Origin of the sequence: Micromonospora sp. WMMB235, assembly GCF_001855515.1 — a bacterium.
Classification (GTDB): domain Bacteria; phylum Actinomycetota; class Actinomycetes; order Mycobacteriales; family Micromonosporaceae; genus Micromonospora; species Micromonospora aurantiaca.
Genome location: NZ_MDRX01000001.1, coordinates 3,985,468 through 3,999,496, shown reverse-complemented (window position 1 = coordinate 3,999,496; position 14,029 = coordinate 3,985,468). Strand labels below are relative to the sequence as shown.

General features: G+C 71.9%; 15 protein-coding genes. 8 read left to right on the top strand and 7 right to left on the bottom strand.

From position 1 onward, the window contains the following. Window positions 1-20: 20 nt before the first annotated feature. Entirely contained in the window at window positions 21-611 is a 591-nt protein-coding gene (locus BFV98_RS31535) for a GNAT family N-acetyltransferase (protein ID WP_143025341.1), read from the top strand. Between the two features lie 154 nt (window positions 612-765). Here BFV98_RS31535 and BFV98_RS17300 read toward each other — a convergent pair whose 3' ends face one another. The 4 genes from BFV98_RS17300 to BFV98_RS17290 form a co-directional block, all read right to left on the bottom strand. After that, window positions 766-1,401 carry a hypothetical protein gene (locus tag BFV98_RS17300; RefSeq protein WP_071097085.1) on the bottom strand — a complete coding sequence of 212 codons (636 nt, stop codon included), beginning with the start codon at window positions 1,399-1,401 and terminating at the stop codon, window positions 766-768. Window positions 1,402-1,719: 318 nt separating this feature from the next. Next, complete coding sequence (locus tag BFV98_RS31530) at window positions 1,720-2,514, bottom strand: pentapeptide repeat-containing protein (protein WP_143025340.1); 795 nt, start codon at window positions 2,512-2,514, stop codon at window positions 1,720-1,722. Between the two features lie 553 nt (window positions 2,515-3,067). Then, window positions 3,068-4,036, bottom strand: a complete 969-nt coding sequence (locus BFV98_RS17295; RefSeq protein WP_071098908.1) for a phosphotransferase enzyme family protein — start codon at window positions 4,034-4,036, stop codon at window positions 3,068-3,070. A gap of 42 nt (window positions 4,037-4,078) precedes the next feature. Then, window positions 4,079-4,774 carry a hypothetical protein gene (locus tag BFV98_RS17290; protein ID WP_013283638.1) on the bottom strand — a complete coding sequence of 232 codons (696 nt, stop codon included), beginning with the start codon at window positions 4,772-4,774 and terminating at the stop codon, window positions 4,079-4,081. Window positions 4,775-5,021: 247 nt separating this feature from the next. On the opposite strand from BFV98_RS17290, the gene ssd reads away from it, so the two are divergent. The 7 genes from ssd to BFV98_RS17255 all read left to right on the top strand — a co-directional run bounded on the left by ssd (window position 5,022) and on the right by BFV98_RS17255 (window position 10,091). Beyond that, on the top strand, window positions 5,022-6,125 hold the full coding sequence (gene ssd, locus BFV98_RS17285; RefSeq protein WP_071098907.1) for a septum site-determining protein Ssd: 1,104 nt from the start codon (window positions 5,022-5,024) through the stop codon (window positions 6,123-6,125). Then, window positions 6,122-7,333, top strand: a complete 1,212-nt coding sequence (locus BFV98_RS17280; protein ID WP_071097084.1) for a TadA family conjugal transfer-associated ATPase — start codon at window positions 6,122-6,124, stop codon at window positions 7,331-7,333. The genes ssd and BFV98_RS17280 overlap by 4 nt, the downstream gene beginning before the upstream one ends. Continuing rightward, window positions 7,330-8,238, top strand: coding sequence for a hypothetical protein (locus BFV98_RS17275; RefSeq protein ID WP_041784399.1), 909 nt, complete (start codon window positions 7,330-7,332; stop codon window positions 8,236-8,238). The genes BFV98_RS17280 and BFV98_RS17275 overlap by 4 nt, the downstream gene beginning before the upstream one ends. Continuing rightward, window positions 8,238-8,966 carry a type II secretion system F family protein gene (locus BFV98_RS17270; protein ID WP_071097082.1) on the top strand — a complete coding sequence of 243 codons (729 nt, stop codon included), beginning with the start codon at window positions 8,238-8,240 and terminating at the stop codon, window positions 8,964-8,966. The genes BFV98_RS17275 and BFV98_RS17270 overlap by 1 nt, the downstream gene beginning before the upstream one ends. A gap of 23 nt (window positions 8,967-8,989) precedes the next feature. Next, window positions 8,990-9,157 (top strand): DUF4244 domain-containing protein, encoded by a 168-nt coding sequence (locus BFV98_RS17265; RefSeq protein ID WP_013283643.1) that lies wholly within the window; start codon window positions 8,990-8,992, stop codon window positions 9,155-9,157. Between the two features lie 62 nt (window positions 9,158-9,219). Next, complete coding sequence (locus BFV98_RS17260; RefSeq protein WP_013473579.1) at window positions 9,220-9,648, top strand: TadE family type IV pilus minor pilin; 429 nt, start codon at window positions 9,220-9,222, stop codon at window positions 9,646-9,648. A 134-nt stretch (window positions 9,649-9,782) separates the two neighbouring features. Next, on the top strand, window positions 9,783-10,091 hold the full coding sequence (locus tag BFV98_RS17255) for an Rv3654c family TadE-like protein (protein WP_083395289.1): 309 nt from the start codon (window positions 9,783-9,785) through the stop codon (window positions 10,089-10,091). Between the two features lie 101 nt (window positions 10,092-10,192). Here the strand turns inward: BFV98_RS17255 and BFV98_RS17250 are convergent, their stop codons facing one another. The 3 genes from BFV98_RS17250 to BFV98_RS17240 all read right to left on the bottom strand — a co-directional run bounded on the left by BFV98_RS17250 (window position 10,193) and on the right by BFV98_RS17240 (window position 13,973). Continuing rightward, the gene (locus BFV98_RS17250; RefSeq protein WP_071097078.1) at window positions 10,193-10,771 is read right to left on the bottom strand and encodes a hypothetical protein; all 579 of its coding nucleotides are present in this window, start codon (window positions 10,769-10,771) and stop codon (window positions 10,193-10,195) included. Window positions 10,772-10,972: 201 nt separating this feature from the next. Further along, complete coding sequence (locus BFV98_RS17245) at window positions 10,973-11,179, bottom strand: hypothetical protein (protein WP_013283647.1); 207 nt, start codon at window positions 11,177-11,179, stop codon at window positions 10,973-10,975. A 256-nt stretch (window positions 11,180-11,435) separates the two neighbouring features. Further along, the gene (locus BFV98_RS17240) at window positions 11,436-13,973 is read right to left on the bottom strand and encodes a DEAD/DEAH box helicase (protein ID WP_369830084.1); all 2,538 of its coding nucleotides are present in this window, start codon (window positions 13,971-13,973) and stop codon (window positions 11,436-11,438) included. Between the last annotated feature and the right edge of the window lie 56 nt (window positions 13,974-14,029).

Below are 14,029 nucleotides of genomic sequence, written 5' to 3'. Positions count from 1 at the left end.
CTACTTGGCCGGATTAAGGGGTGAGGACAATAGAGCACGTTGTTGTTTCAGCAATATTCAAGGATATTCCTTCGCTGGCTGAAATGGCCCGTCGGGAACTGCCGGAAATGACGCTGATTCATGAGCCGGAGAGTTGGCGGACGCACTGGCGGTTCGGAGTGGGCGAAACAGCCCGCGACAACCTTCTAATCGTTGCCCGGGAAACCGAGGAGTCGCCCATCATGGGCTTCTGTTGGGTAGATGCTGCAATGTATCACGATCATGGAATTGAAGAACCGTGGTGGTGTTTGAACGCCTTGGCGGTCGTTCCCGAGTATCGACGTTCAGGGATTGGCCGCTCCCTTGTTAATGTCGTCAAGCGGCAGGCGGAAAAGGTGGACATCTCCTCTATTTATGGAGTGTGCTACCCCTCGACTGTCGATTTTTGGTCGTCGCAAGGTTTTTCGGTGACCGCTCGGGGAGGAAGTCTGGAGGCGGACCGCCTGGTGCGATTGAAGGATCAGAAAGTCAGACTCGGCCCGCTCAGCGATGGTGAGGGAGACTGCATGTTCGTCCGGTCGAACGAGGGATGCGCCCCTGATGCCGCCCGCCTACGCGTTCGTATCAACTGACGAACACTAGTTGGCAGGTGGCTTGCAGCATCAAAGGCTACACAAGCAGCGGCGCCGAACGTTTCGGTTGGATGCCGCTGCTGTGCCCACTCATGGCGGCCCTCAGAAGTAAGGCCGCCGCGACAAGGCGGTTGCACTTGCCGGGCGGCGCAAGCTACTCCTCGTCGTAACTGATCCCGTCGTCATAGCCATACTGCATGATCTCGTAGTCAATGTCCGACGGCTCGAACTCCAGGTACTCGCGTTCTTCGTCGTACCAGGTGAAGCCGCGCGCTCGCTCGTCAAGCTTCTCAACCGAAATCTGCCCGAACGCACGCTCACTGTACTCGCGGCTCCAGCCTAAAAGGAGTCGACCACCAGGCAGCTTGTCGATCGATGGCGGCAAGCCCTTGTGGCCGTCCTTCTTGCGGGCATATCCCCACTCGAACTGCGCCTCGTCTAGGTGCTCCAAGGTGTTGCGCAAGGTCCTCAGGGCCTGGCTTTCGTCGTGAGGCAAGCCGCGTTCCGCGCGGTGTGCCTTCAGCCACTTCTCCATCTGGAATGCCGAGGTCACTAGCCGGAATCCAGCTACCCAAAGCCGCTCATACGCCAATTGCCATTCGCGATCCGGATCGAGGAACATGCCGCCCGCCTCGATGTTGTCATCGACTTTGCGCATGTTTTGCGCTGCCTCCCGGTACGCACTGACGTCCCCTCGTGTCGCTCGTGCCCAGATCCCGAGCATCTCGGTGATCGCCCGCAGGTGGTCATCAGTCTCGTTCTCCAAGCCGCGCCACTGGTCGTCCGTCATGTCCGCATCATAAGGCGGGTCTGCCGCTCGCCATGCCCCTCGCATGCCCGCGCGGCCTGCCTGAAGGAACGGCCACAGTGCCAGCTTCGATGTCCTTCGAACTGACGGTGCCAGGTCAACCCGATGACATGACTCTCCGACTGCCGAAGTGTTCACGGTGATCTCCGTATATTAGTCCTCCGTTGATCTCGCTCCTGCTGGACGCGCAGCCAGCCGGAACCGCGGATGTCGATCGGTCTGGTATTAGCCGATGCTGAATCTGCCCGCCGCCGAGTGTCCGATTCCCTATCAGGCGAAACCATTCGGTCGGTGGCAGCCTCAGCTCGACTCGCAGTCAACTTCATCTCTCCACGTGTCTTTCTCCAGCTTTTCTGGGAGGTGAGTTGTCTTGTCTACGGATGCGCATCGGAGCTGCCCCCTCGACACCCGGGCGTTAGTCAGATTCGCGCCAGCAAAATTCGCGCCGTTAATCCAGGCATAGCGAAGATTCGTGTCTCCCAAGTCCGCTCCAGCCAGGTTCGCATCGGACAGGTCCGAGTCAACTAGGTTTGCGTTACGAATCCAAGCTCCACGAAGGTCGGCACCCTTTAATTCCGCATCGTTCAGGTTTGTGAGAAAGAGGTTGGATCCCGCGAGATTCGCGCCGCTCAAGTCGGCGTCACTGAACCTTCCATGGCTTAGGTTCGCACCCCGAAGGTCGGTATAACTCAGGTCGACGTCACCGCTGTCCCTCACTGGGTTTCGGCGCCCGAGGACCGTCAATGCGGCTTGGATGTCCACCGGCGGTGACAAGGTGTTCTCTGCCTCACGCGGGCTCGGCTGGATGGCTGGGCTACCAGCCTTATTTGGAGCGTGTACGCGGAGGAACGCGGTAAGAATGTCTACTACAGCGGGATGATCCGCCGCAGAGTCCCGCATGATCCGCTCCAAGGCATAGATTGCCCCAAGCCGTACATCAATCTTGTCACCCCCCGCCTGGCCCAGCTGTTCGATTGCTGAGGTGAACCGCTCTGTTATTTGACTCTGCGCAGCTAAGTCCTGCTGGCTGCGGTTTGCGCTATTGGTGATATAGAGCCCTATGGCAAGGACAAGGACCGACAGTATGCTGCCCAATGCAATCAGCCGCTGCCAGGGATCCGGCTTCACATCGAAGGGCGCGACTGGGGCGAGCTCTAGTCGTGATGGCCTATGGCGGATGGACTGTTGTAGTCGGCGTGATCGAAGGCTGTACCGAGGACGACTTGCGTCCGACCGAAGAGCTCGGTGCCTTCGCGTCGTTGATGGGGCGGCGAAGACACCTGAAGCCCACCCAGCGCGGGCGGCAGCGAACCGGTCACGGATAGTTGGCACGGGAGTTATTGAAGCCGATCTTGGTTGCCTCCGCCACACCAGCGACAGCTGGCTGTCTCAACGCTTGCCATCATCACGGTTGTCGCAGCCGCCGGCGTGCGGACATGACGCACAGGGCTTGTAGACGAGGCGTCAGGCAGCGAGGCAGCAAGAAGGCAGCGAGAGCCTTGATGCGGGTCGGACGTTAACGTCAAACGACGGCGTCCGGCACCTGCTCTTCGACGCGGGCCGACACCGCCTGGCAGCAGCCGACAGCTTGAAACCGCATCCCCCCGACGGGGGTCGTCCCTTTCCGGGACGAGCGTTCCGCGTCAGCTCAGGGCGCGTAGCCGGGGTCGGCGACCGCCTCGGCGATGCGAATGAGCCAGTGCAGATCGTTGGCCCGGGACTCCGCACTCGCCTCGGGGCCGAGGATGCTGCCCAGAAACGCGGCGACATCGTCGAGATGCCGTTCGCCGCGGTAGTAACTCAGCAGGACCGGGTCCGGCTCCAGCGCCCCGTAGCCTTCGCGGAAGAGTTCAGCCCGGTGCGCGTCGATCGGGTGCTCGCCGAAGTCGGCGCTGTGGACGAACATCAGATCCCGCTCGCGCGGCGCGAGGATCGGCGCGTCCCAGTCCACGACGTGCAGCGTCCCGTCGCCGTCGGCGATGAGATTGCCCGGATGGATGTCGGCGTGGCAGATGACGTGCTGTCCCGGCGTCACGCGCGACGCCAGGTCGTCGACAGTCTCCGCCAACCGGCGCAGCGCGGCACCGTACCGCTTCCAGAAGGCACCCAGGGTCTCGCTCGCAGCGGCCTGCCCGCCGAGGGTCCGCAGTCGGTCGCCCGCGCTCGATCGGTACGTCTCGACCGGCAGGACGGCTGCTACCTCAGCGCTCGGCGTGACCCGGTGCAGCCGGCCCAGGAAATCGCCGTACTCGATCCACTGGCGGTCGGTGAGACCGCGGCCCCACAGGCTGTCGCCGTCCTGAAACGGGTAGAGCAGTAGTCGGTAGTCCCCGAACCGACGTGCAACCCCGCCATCGAGGCGAAGGTCCAGCGGCGCGACCACCTGCCGAAGGCCCCGCGCGCGGAGGAAGCCGGGCAGCAGGACGGCGGCCGGGGTGAAGTCGCCGCGGCGTACCTTCAGGAAGCAGCGCCCGCCGTCGGACGTCTCCACCCGGTACGCCCACGCGTGCCCGTCGAGGCCGACCGGCATGAACGCCAGGTCGACGACGTCCACCGACCAGGCGGCGGCGACCTCGGCCGCCAGCAGCCGCTCGTCGATGTCCGGCTTGTCGATCATCCGGCGGAGCATCGCAGCCGCCGGTCGGGCCGGGCAAGGGAGTTACCGGATCACCGCGCGCAGCGTCTGCCGGTCCGGCTCGAAGCACACCAAGCCTCGGCCCCGCTCGTCGGCCACGACCCACGGGTGACCGACGTACGTCTGCTGCCGGTAGGACTGCCCGGGCCGCAGCACCGCGTACTGCTGTCGACGGCCGTCGTAGTTGATCCAGTGGACCACGACTGTCGACCCGTGGCTGTTGACGAAGTCGATGAAGGTCGACGGGCCACCGCCGTGCGAGCGCAGCCGCGACTCACGCGAGGCCGGTAGCGGGGCCAGTTCCCCCGGGCCGACCACCGGCGGCTTCGACCGGGGGATCGACGGCTTCGGCGAGGTCGGCCGGCTGCTCGGGGTGGGGCGGCGGGTCGGTGCGGCGGTGCGGCTGGGCGCGACGGCGCGGCTGGAGAACGACACCGACGGCGGCGCGTAGGACTCGGCGGGCGTCTCCGTCACCGACCCCGCCCTCGTCGGGGACGCCAGGATCGCCTGGCCCTCGAGCGGCGGCGGGAGGTCGGGGCGACGCGGCGTGGCGAAGACGCTGACGATGCTCGCCAGCACCACGACCACGAGCCCGATTGCGATGGCGGCGAGCAGCGTCGGCGACGGATCGCGGAGCCAGATCTCGCCGCCGGCCGTTGGGGCGGACCGTGAATGGGGTCGTACCGAGGGGGGCGTGAGGGGGTGCGGTGAATCGGTCATGGCCTCGATTCCGCAAGCCGGTGCCGTTCATCGAGCGGCGAGGGGCCCCGATTATCCGCTACTGATCATCCCTGTCGTCAATGGCCGACGGGCCACTCGTTGCCTCCGTCTCCGGCACATAGCAGATCAACCGGGCCACCGAGGTCTGTCCACAACGCCCTCCGTTGTCCACAGGGCACCGGTCCCGCATCCCTCGGCCGGGCAGGCTGCACCGCGGCACGTCCGAGTCCGACCGATGGAGGCCGCCATGCCGCCCCGTACCCCGCTCCCGCCGTACCGTCGCCTGCCCCTGCTCGTCACCTCCGACGGCGACCTTCTCGACGAGCTGTTGCGACTCGCGGCGGCTGGCGGCACCGAGGTCGAGCTGGCGGCCGACCCGGCCGCCGCCCGGGCCCGCTGGGCGCCGGCGCCGCTGGTGCTCATCGGCGCCGACCAGGCGGCGGCCTGCCTGCGGGCGCGCCTTCCCCGCCGCGCCCGCACGGTTCTGGTCGGTCGCTCCGGAGAGCTCGATCCGGGTACGGAGTTGGCCGAACTCATCGGTGCGGAGCACGTCGCGACGCTGCCGGCGGCCGAGCCCTGGCTGGTCGACCGGTTCGCCGAGTGCGTGGCCGGTCCGGCCGGCCCGGGTCAGGGCCGGGTGGTGGCTGTGCTCGGCGGCCGAGGCGGCGCCGGAGCCAGCGTGCTTGCAGGTGGGCTCGCCGTCAGCGCGGCCCGGTCCCGGCTCCGCACGCTGCTCGTCGACGCCGACCCGCTCGGTGGCGGTCTCGACCTGGTGCTCGGCTGGGAGCAGCTCGACGGGTTGCGCTGGCCGGAGTTGGCCGGCACGGACGGGCGGGTCGACCCGCCGTCGCTGATCCGCGCGTTGCCCAGCCGGGGCGACCTGGTGGTGCTCTCCTGGGACCGGGGCGACCTGCGGCACCTGCCGGCCGAGGCGATGGCCGCCACAGTCGACGCCGGCCGACGCGGGCGGGACCTGGTCGTACTCGACCTGCCCCGGCACCTCGACGACGCGGCTGTGGTCGCGCTCCAGGCCGCCGACCGGGCGCTGCTCGTCGTACCGGCCGAGCTGCGGGCGGCGGCCGCCGCGGCCCGGGTCGCCGCCGTCGCCGCGCCGCACTGCGTCGACCTGTCGGTCATCGTGCGCGGTCCGGCGCCCGGCCGGCTGCGCGCGGCCGAGGTGTCCCGGGCGCTGGGGCTGCCGCTCGCCGGCACGCTGCGGCCCGAGCCGGGGCTGTGCCGTGGGCTGGAGCGGGGCGAGGCGCCGGGCGCGAGCGGGAAGGGGCCGCTCGCCGCGCTGTGCCAGCGGATCGTGGACGAGCTGGTCGGGTCGTCGGCTGCGGGTGCGGCATGACCGCGCCGGCCGACCCGGGGGAGCTGGCCGCCCGGGTCCGGCACCGGTTCGCCGCCGAGGCCACCCCGGTCACGCCCGCGGCGATCGTCTCCGCGGTACGCGCCGAACCGGCGACGGCGGTGCTCGGCGACACCACGCTGCTGCGGATCGCCGACCGGGTGCACGACGACCTGGTCGGCGCCGGTCCACTGGCGCCGCTGCTCGCCGACCCGCAGGTCACCGACGTACTGGTGAACGGGGTGCGGGTCTGGGTCGACAGGGGACGAGGGCTACGGCAGGTCGCCGTGCCGCTGGGCACGCTCGACGACGTACGCCGGTTGGCGCAGCGCCTCACCTCGGCGGCCGGTCGCCGGCTCGACGACGCCTCCCCGTACGCCGACGCGCGCCTGCCCGACGGCACCCGGCTGCACGCGGTGCTGCCTCCGGTGGCGACCGACGGGCCCTACCTGTCGTTGCGTACCTTCCGGCAGCGGCCGTTCACTCTCGACGAACTCGTCGAGCGGGGCACGGTGCCCCGGCCGATCGCCCCGCTGCTCGCCGCACTCGTGGCGGCCCGCCTCGCGTACCTGGTCAGCGGCGGCACGGGATCCGGCAAGACGACGCTGCTCAACACGCTGCTCGGGCTGGTACCCGGCACCGAGCGGATCGTGCTGGTGGAGGACGCCGCCGAGCTGCGCCCGGTGCACCCGCACGTGATCGGGTTGCAGGCCCGGACGGCGAACGTCGAGGGCGCCGGAGCCGTCGGGCTCGGCGACCTGGTCCGGCAGGCGCTGCGGATGCGGCCGGACCGGCTGGTAGTGGGCGAGTGCCGGGGCGCCGAGGTGGTCGATCTGCTCGCCGCGTTGAACACCGGCCACGACGGCGGGGCGGGAACGCTGCACGCGAACGCCCCGGCCGACGTTCCGGCCCGGCTGGAGGCGCTCGGGATGCTCGGCGGCCTGCCCCGGCTCGCGTTGCACGCGCAGGTCGCCGCCGCGTTGCAGGTCGTCCTCCAGCTCCGCCGTACCGGCGAGGGGCGCGTCCTCGACTCCATCGGCCTGCTGCTGCCCGACGGGCCCGACCGGGTGGTGACGGTGGTTCCGGCCTGGGCGCGCGGCCGGGGTCTTGCCCCGGCGGCCCAGCTGCTCGCCGGCCTGCTGCGGGAGCGGGGAGCGCCGGTACCGCCGATCCTCCAGGCGGCGTGGCCCGGTCCGGCGGAACCGTCGTGACCGGCCACCTCTGGCCGGCGGTCCTGCTCCTGGTGGCTGCGGCGGTCGCCGTCGCCTGGCCGGTACGGGCCGCTCGCGCCCGGCGGCTGGCGGTCCTGGGCAGTGCGGACATCCCGGTCGAGCGGGTGAAGGGCGCACGTCCAGCATTCCCGGACCTGCGACGACGTCCGCTCGACGCCGGGCCGAAGGCGTCCGCACGGCCTCCCGGCCGGGGCCGGGAACGGCGTCGACCCGGTGTCGGGCATCAGGTACGGCGATGGACGGGCCTCGTGCCGGCTCCGGTGACGCCCTCTCCGGCGTCGGCTCCTGCGCCGCCGCTCTCCGCCGGACGCGTGCTGCCCGTGGCGGCGCTGTGCGGGGCCGTGACCGGGGCACTGCTCGGCGGTCCGGTGGCCGCCCTGGTGCTCGCCACCTACGGCGTGCTCGCGGCCCGGGCGGTGCTGCGCCGACGTACCCACCGGACGGCCACCCTCGCGCATCGCCGCGATCTCGACCGCCTCGCCGCCGTCGCCGCCGACCTGCGGGCCGGGCTACCCGTCGACGGCGGTGTCGACGACGGCCCGGGACGCGTCGCGCGGCTGGCCCGGGCCGCCGGGAGGCTGGCCGACCAGACGGGTGCGCCGCTGGCCGATCTGCTGGAACGGATCGAGGCCGACGCCCGCGCCGCCGACCGGGGCCTTGCCGCTGCCGCCGCCCAGGCCGCCGGGGCTCGGGCGACCGCGTGGCTGCTCGCCGCGCTGCCGCTCGGCGGCATAGGTCTCGGCTACGGCATCGGGGTGGACCCGGTGGCGGTGCTCCTGCACACGCCGGTGGGTGCCGGCAGTGCGGTGGCGGCAGTCGTGTTGCAGGTCGGCGGGTTGCTCTGGGCCGAGCGACTCGGCGTCACGCCCGGGCGGGCCGCCTGATGTCACGGCAGGTACTGGCCGCCGTGTGTCTCGGCGGCGCCGCGTCGCTCCTGGTCGTCGCCGGTCCGGTCGTCCGCCCGGCACGGCGGCTGCGCCGGCTCGCTCCGACGCCGCCGCCCATTCGCCCGGCGTGGTGGCCGGATCGGGTACGCCTCGGCGCAGCGCTGGCCGGAATCGCGGTGGCGGTGGTGGTCGCCGGTGTCACGGGCGTGTTCCTCGGGCTGCTGGCCGGTGCCGCCGCCGACCGTCTGCTACGCCGGATCGAGCCGCGCGCCGCCCGGGAACGGCGGCTGCGGGAGACCGCCGACCTGCCGCTCGCCGCGGACCTGCTGGCGGCCGCGCTGCGGGCGGGCGCGCCGGTCGACCGCTCGGTGCTCGCCGTCGCCGAGGCGCTCGGCGGGCCACTCGCGGACCGGCTCGGCCGGGTCGGCCGGACGCTACGGCTCGGAGGCAGCCCCGGCGAGGCCTGGGCGCACCTGGAAGGCGTCACCGGGGCCGAACCCGTGGTCGCGGCGGCGGTCCGCTCGTCGAACAGCGGCGCCGCACTGGCTCGCGCGCTGACCCGGCTGGCCGACGACCTGCGCGCCGAACGGTCGACCTCGGCCGAGGCGGCGGCCCGCCGCGCGGGCGTGCTCATCGTGCTGCCGCTCGGGCTGTGCTTCCTGCCCGCCTTCATTCTCGCCGGTCTGGTGCCGGTGATCGTCGCCGTGCTCGGCGACGTGCTGTGAACCATCGAGAAGGGACGTACGACATGCGCAAGCTCCTCACCCGCCTGCGGGGTGACGCCGGTATGAACACCGCCGAGTACGCGGTGGGCACCCTCGCCGCGGTCGCCTTCGCCGGGATCCTGCTGAAGGTGCTCACCTCCGGCAACGTGCAGTCCGCGCTGACCGCCGTCATCGACCGGGCCCTGAAGTGATCGGGCGCCGGCGGGCTGGCCGTGGTGGTGGGTGGCTCCACGAACCAGCAGTCCCGCTCGACGTGTCGACCGAGCCCGGCTCGACCCGGGACGCCGTCGGCACCCGGGCCGGGGAGGTGCGGCGCCGGTGGCGCTCGTGGGTCGCGTGCGAGCGGGGTTCCTTCACCGCTGAGTTGGCGGCCGGCCTGCCGGCGCTCATGCTGCTCCTCGTCGCCGGTCTGACCGCGGTGAACGCTGTGGGTACCCGGGTCGCGTGTGTCGACGCGGCCCGGGAGGCGGCGCTCGCGGCGGCCCGGGGCGAGCCCGGCACGGTTGCCGCAACCCGGTACGCCCCGGACGGCGCCGAGGTGTCGGTGACTGTGACAGGCGATCGGGTCACGGCGACGGTCCGGGCACCGGTCCGGACGTTCGGTACGCGGCTGCCCCGGCTGGTCGTGTCGGCGGAGGCGGTGGCCGCAGTGGAACCCGGAGCGCCGGGGCCGGTGCCGTGAGAGCCGGCGGTGCCTGGGCCGACTCGTCCTTCCGCCAGGTCGTCGTGGGAGGCCGAGCCGACCCGAGCAGGCGCGGGGCGAGCAGATCCCGGGTGGGCGGGCCTGCGGGGAGAGGGGAGCGCGGGAAGCCTGGTGTGAGGACGTCCTCGACCGACCGGGGCGGCGCGACCGTGTGCCTGCTCGCGATCGGGCTGGTGTTCGTGCTGGTCGGGGTGTTCGGCGCCGCGCTCGGGGCGGCCCGGTGTGCGCGGCATCAGGCCCGCAACGCGGCGGACTTCGGGGCGCTGGCCGGTGCCGTGCGGGTGCTCGACGGAGCCGACGACGCCTGCGCTCGCGCCGCCGACCTGGTCTCGGCCAACGGCGGCCGGATGACCGGATGCCGGGCCGACGGACTGGACCTGATCGTCACGGCGCAGGTACGCGTCGCCCCGCTGCCGGGCTGACCCGGGACGCCGTCGCGACGTCCCGGGCCGGCCCGGCCCGGTCCTGACGGGCGGACGCCAGTGCCGGAACCGAGAGCCGGGCCGGGCCCGAGTGCCGCAGGTCAGCGGGACTGGAGGGCGTCCAGTCCGACCGCCATGGCGATCACCAGCCGACGGTCGATCTGCGGGTGCTGGATCTCCACGTTGTACCGGTCCCGCAGACCCCACTTCCGGTCGACCGAGAACACCGGCTGGCCGCCGGCCATGAAGTCGAAGTGGTACGGCAGCCAGGAGAGCGAGTCGACGAACCGGCGCAGCAGCGCCACCGGCAGGCTGCGCTCCTGCCCGGTGGCGGGCGGCAGGCCGGGCTGCTCGACGTGCCACGTCGAGCGCAGCAGCGACTGGGCGAAGTCCTTGCGGAACAGCCCGATGGGGTTGCCCGCGTGATCCGTCACGTCGTAGGTGGCGCCGAGGTCGAGCCGCTGACGGGCCTTGAAGCCGAGAAGGGCGTACTGCTTGGAGTCGTCGGTGTAGATGGTCACCTGCTCCTTGAAGGCGAGCCGCTTCTGCTGCGCGAACGCGAGCAGCCCACCCTCGGAGCCGTCGGGCGCCACCGAGTGCACCTCGTACTGGTTGACCATCATCCGGAGTCGCTGACGGATGATGAACCGGTGCTGGGCCTGCAGGTTGTCGGGCGACATGGGCTCTCCTTCGAGGGGTCGCCGGAGTCTTGCACAGCGGGCCGACGACCGCTCGCCCGAGCGCACCCACCGCTGCCTGGACGGACGGGCCCGCACGCAGGAGCCGCACGGTGGCATGAGGCGAAGCATGGCGCCGTTGCCGTGACCGGCGCGGGCCGGGACTGCGCGACCGCGCGCCGGAAGTGGAGGCGGGACGCAAGGTCAGCGGCCGCCGTCGACCGTGGCCTTCATCGCCCAGCTGTTCAGCACCTGATGGATGCCGCGCAGACGCTCGTTGATCTGCTCCAGCCGTTCCGCCTGGGCGAGCGTGGCCATCGCGGTGCCCAGCGCTATCTGCTGGTCGGGCGTGAGGTTTTCCTGGTCGATGGTGTAGAGCAGCTCGACGGTCTCGGCGATCGTGTCGGCCACGGCGGCACCTCCGGCGGGACGGGTCTCGGGTCACCTGAGCGCTACCAGAAATGATGCATGGAAGCGCTCCCATACATCAATGCCCCGACGGCCCTACCCTCATGCACCCGTCCCACCAACCAGACACCTGGGCACCCGCGGAGCCGCACGGCCCAGCTTGATCGACACCAGTTCGGGGAAGTGGCGGGGTCCAGCACCTGTCGATACCGCAACCTCCCCGAAGTGGCGGCGGGCAGCCCCAACCGGCCCGGTGCGGTCAGGCGGGTGGGGCACCGGCCGCCTGAGCTGGGCGGGCCGCCCGGTCGTCCTGCCGGGGCAACACCTCGCCGCGCTCCGGGCCGCCCGAGTCCGGGCCGGCCACCGCCTCCGGGCCGGCCACCGCCTCCGGGCCGGCCACCGCCTCCGGGCCGGCCACCGCCGCCTCGCCGCCGGCCGTGGCGAGGTTGGTCAGCACCACGTCGAGGACCTTCACCGCCTCCGCCTTGGCCAGCGGGTTGTTGCCGTTGCCGCACTTCGGGGACTGGACGCACGACGGGCACCCGGTCTCGCACCCGCACTCGGCGATCGCGTCCCGGGTGGCGCGCAGCCAGGCGGCGGCGGTGCCGTACGCCCGCTCGGCGAAACCCGCCCCGCCGGGGTGGCCGTCGTAGACGAAGACGGTCGGCGCCTCGGTGTCCGGGTGCAGGGCGGTGGACAGCCCGCCGATGTCCCACCTGTCGCACGTCGCCATCAGCGGCAGCAGGCCGATGGCGGCGTGCTCGGCGGCGTGCAGCGCGCCCGGCACGTCAGCCGCCTCGACACCGGCGGCGGTCAGCGACTCGGGGGAGAGCGTGAACCACACCGCGACGGTGCGCAGCTCCCGCGCGGGCAGGTCCAGCGGGCGGGTGTCGATCACCTCGCCGGTGGCGATGCGCCGCCGCTGGTACGACACCACCTGGCTGGTCACGTCCACCTCGCCGAGGAACAGGCCGACCGGTCCGGCGTCCACGTACGAGCGGACCGACACCACCGACAGCGAGGTGACGTCGCGGGCGTGGGTGGACCAGTCCGGCTCCTCGGCGTGCACCAGCGCGCACCCGTCGGCCAGGTCGAGCGAGTCGACCACGTACGAGACGCCCTGGTGCAGGTAGACCGCGCCGGTGTGCAGCAGGAAGTGCGCCGACCCGCCGTCGACGGTGCCGAGTAGCCGGCCGGTGGACTCCTCCACCACGCACACCGGGGCGCCGCCCTCGCCGCGCAGGTCGACCTCGGGGCGTTCCCGGTGCCGCCAGTACCAGCCGGTGGGCCGCTGCCGCAGCGCCCCCGCCTCGACCAGCGAATCCACCGCCTCCTTCGCGCCCTCACCGAACAGGTCCAGGTCGGCCGGGGTGAGCGGGGACTCGTGGGCGGCGCAGGCGAGCTGTGGCGCGAGCACGTACGGGTTGGCCGGGTCGAGCACCGTCGCCTCGACCGGCCGCCCGAACAGCGCCTCCGGGTGGTGCACCAGGTAGGTGTCGAGCGGGTCGTCCCGGGCCACCAGCACGGCGAGCGCCTCGTCGCCGGAGCGCCCGGCCCGCCCGGCCTGCTGCCACAGCGACGCGCGGGTGCCGGGCCAGCCGCAGATCAGCACCGCGTCCAGGCCGACCAGGTCGACGCCGAGTTCGAGCGCGTTGGTGGAGGCGAGCCCGAGCAGGTCGCCGTGCAGCAGCGCCCGTTCCAGCTCGCGGCGCTCCTCGCGCAGGTAGCCGGCCCGGTAGGCGGCAACCCGGTCGCCCAGCCCGGGTACGGCCTCGTCGAGCGACCGCCGGGCATTCGCTGCGACCACCTCGGCGCCCCGGCGGGACCGCACGAACGCGAGCGTGCGTACCCCCTCGACCACGCTGTCGGCGAGCAGGTCCGCGGTCTCCCGCAGCGCGGAGCGCCGGACCTGGACGAGGTCGGCGTCGACGGACGAGTCGGTGGGCGGCAGCAGCGGCGGCTCCCAGAGCGCGAACGTCACCCCGCCGCGCGGCGACGTGTCCTCGGTGACGGCGGTGACGGGTAGGCCGGTGAGCCGCTCGGCCGCCGCCGCCGGATCACCCGACGTGGCGGAGGCCAGCAGGAAAACCGGTGTACGCCCGAAGCGCGCGCACTGCCGCCGCAACCGCCGCAGCACGTGCGCGACGTGTGAGCCGAAGACGCCCCGGTAGGTGTGGCACTCGTCGACCACCACGTACGCGAGCCGGCGCAGGAACCCGGACCAGTGTGCGTGCCCGGGCAGGACGCCGTGGTGCAGCATGTCCGGGTTGGTCAGCACGAACCGGGAGTGCCGGCGGATCCACTCCCGTTCGGCGCGCGGGGTGTCCCCGTCGTAGGTGGCGGGGCGTACCCCGTCGAGTTCGAGACCGGCGACGGCGCGGAGCTGGTCGGCGGCGAGCGCCTTGGTCGGCGCCAGGTAGAGCACGGTGGCGCGCGGGTCGGCGAGCAGCGTGCTCAGTGCGGGAAGCTGGTACGCCAGGGACTTGCCGGACGCCGTGCCGGTGGCGACCACCACGTGCCGGCCCGCGTACGCCAGCTCGGCGGCCTCGGCCTGGTGCCGCCACGGGGCGGTGACGCCGCGCCGCGCGAACGCCGCCCGCAGTTCCTCCGGCGCCCAGACGGGCCACCCGGCGGGCTCGCCGGCGCGGGCCGGGACGCGTTCGACGTGGGTGACCGGGTCGGTGGGGTGACGCAGCCGCAGCCGGCGCAGCAGCTCGCCCGGCGCACGCCGCGGGCCGGGGCTGTGGTCGGTCACGTCCTGCACTCTCGCACTGGTGTTCGGAATTGGGAACCGCAGGGTGGGGGTATGGGGAGGGCGTGGCCGGTGACCGAGGGGGCCGCACGGGGAGATGG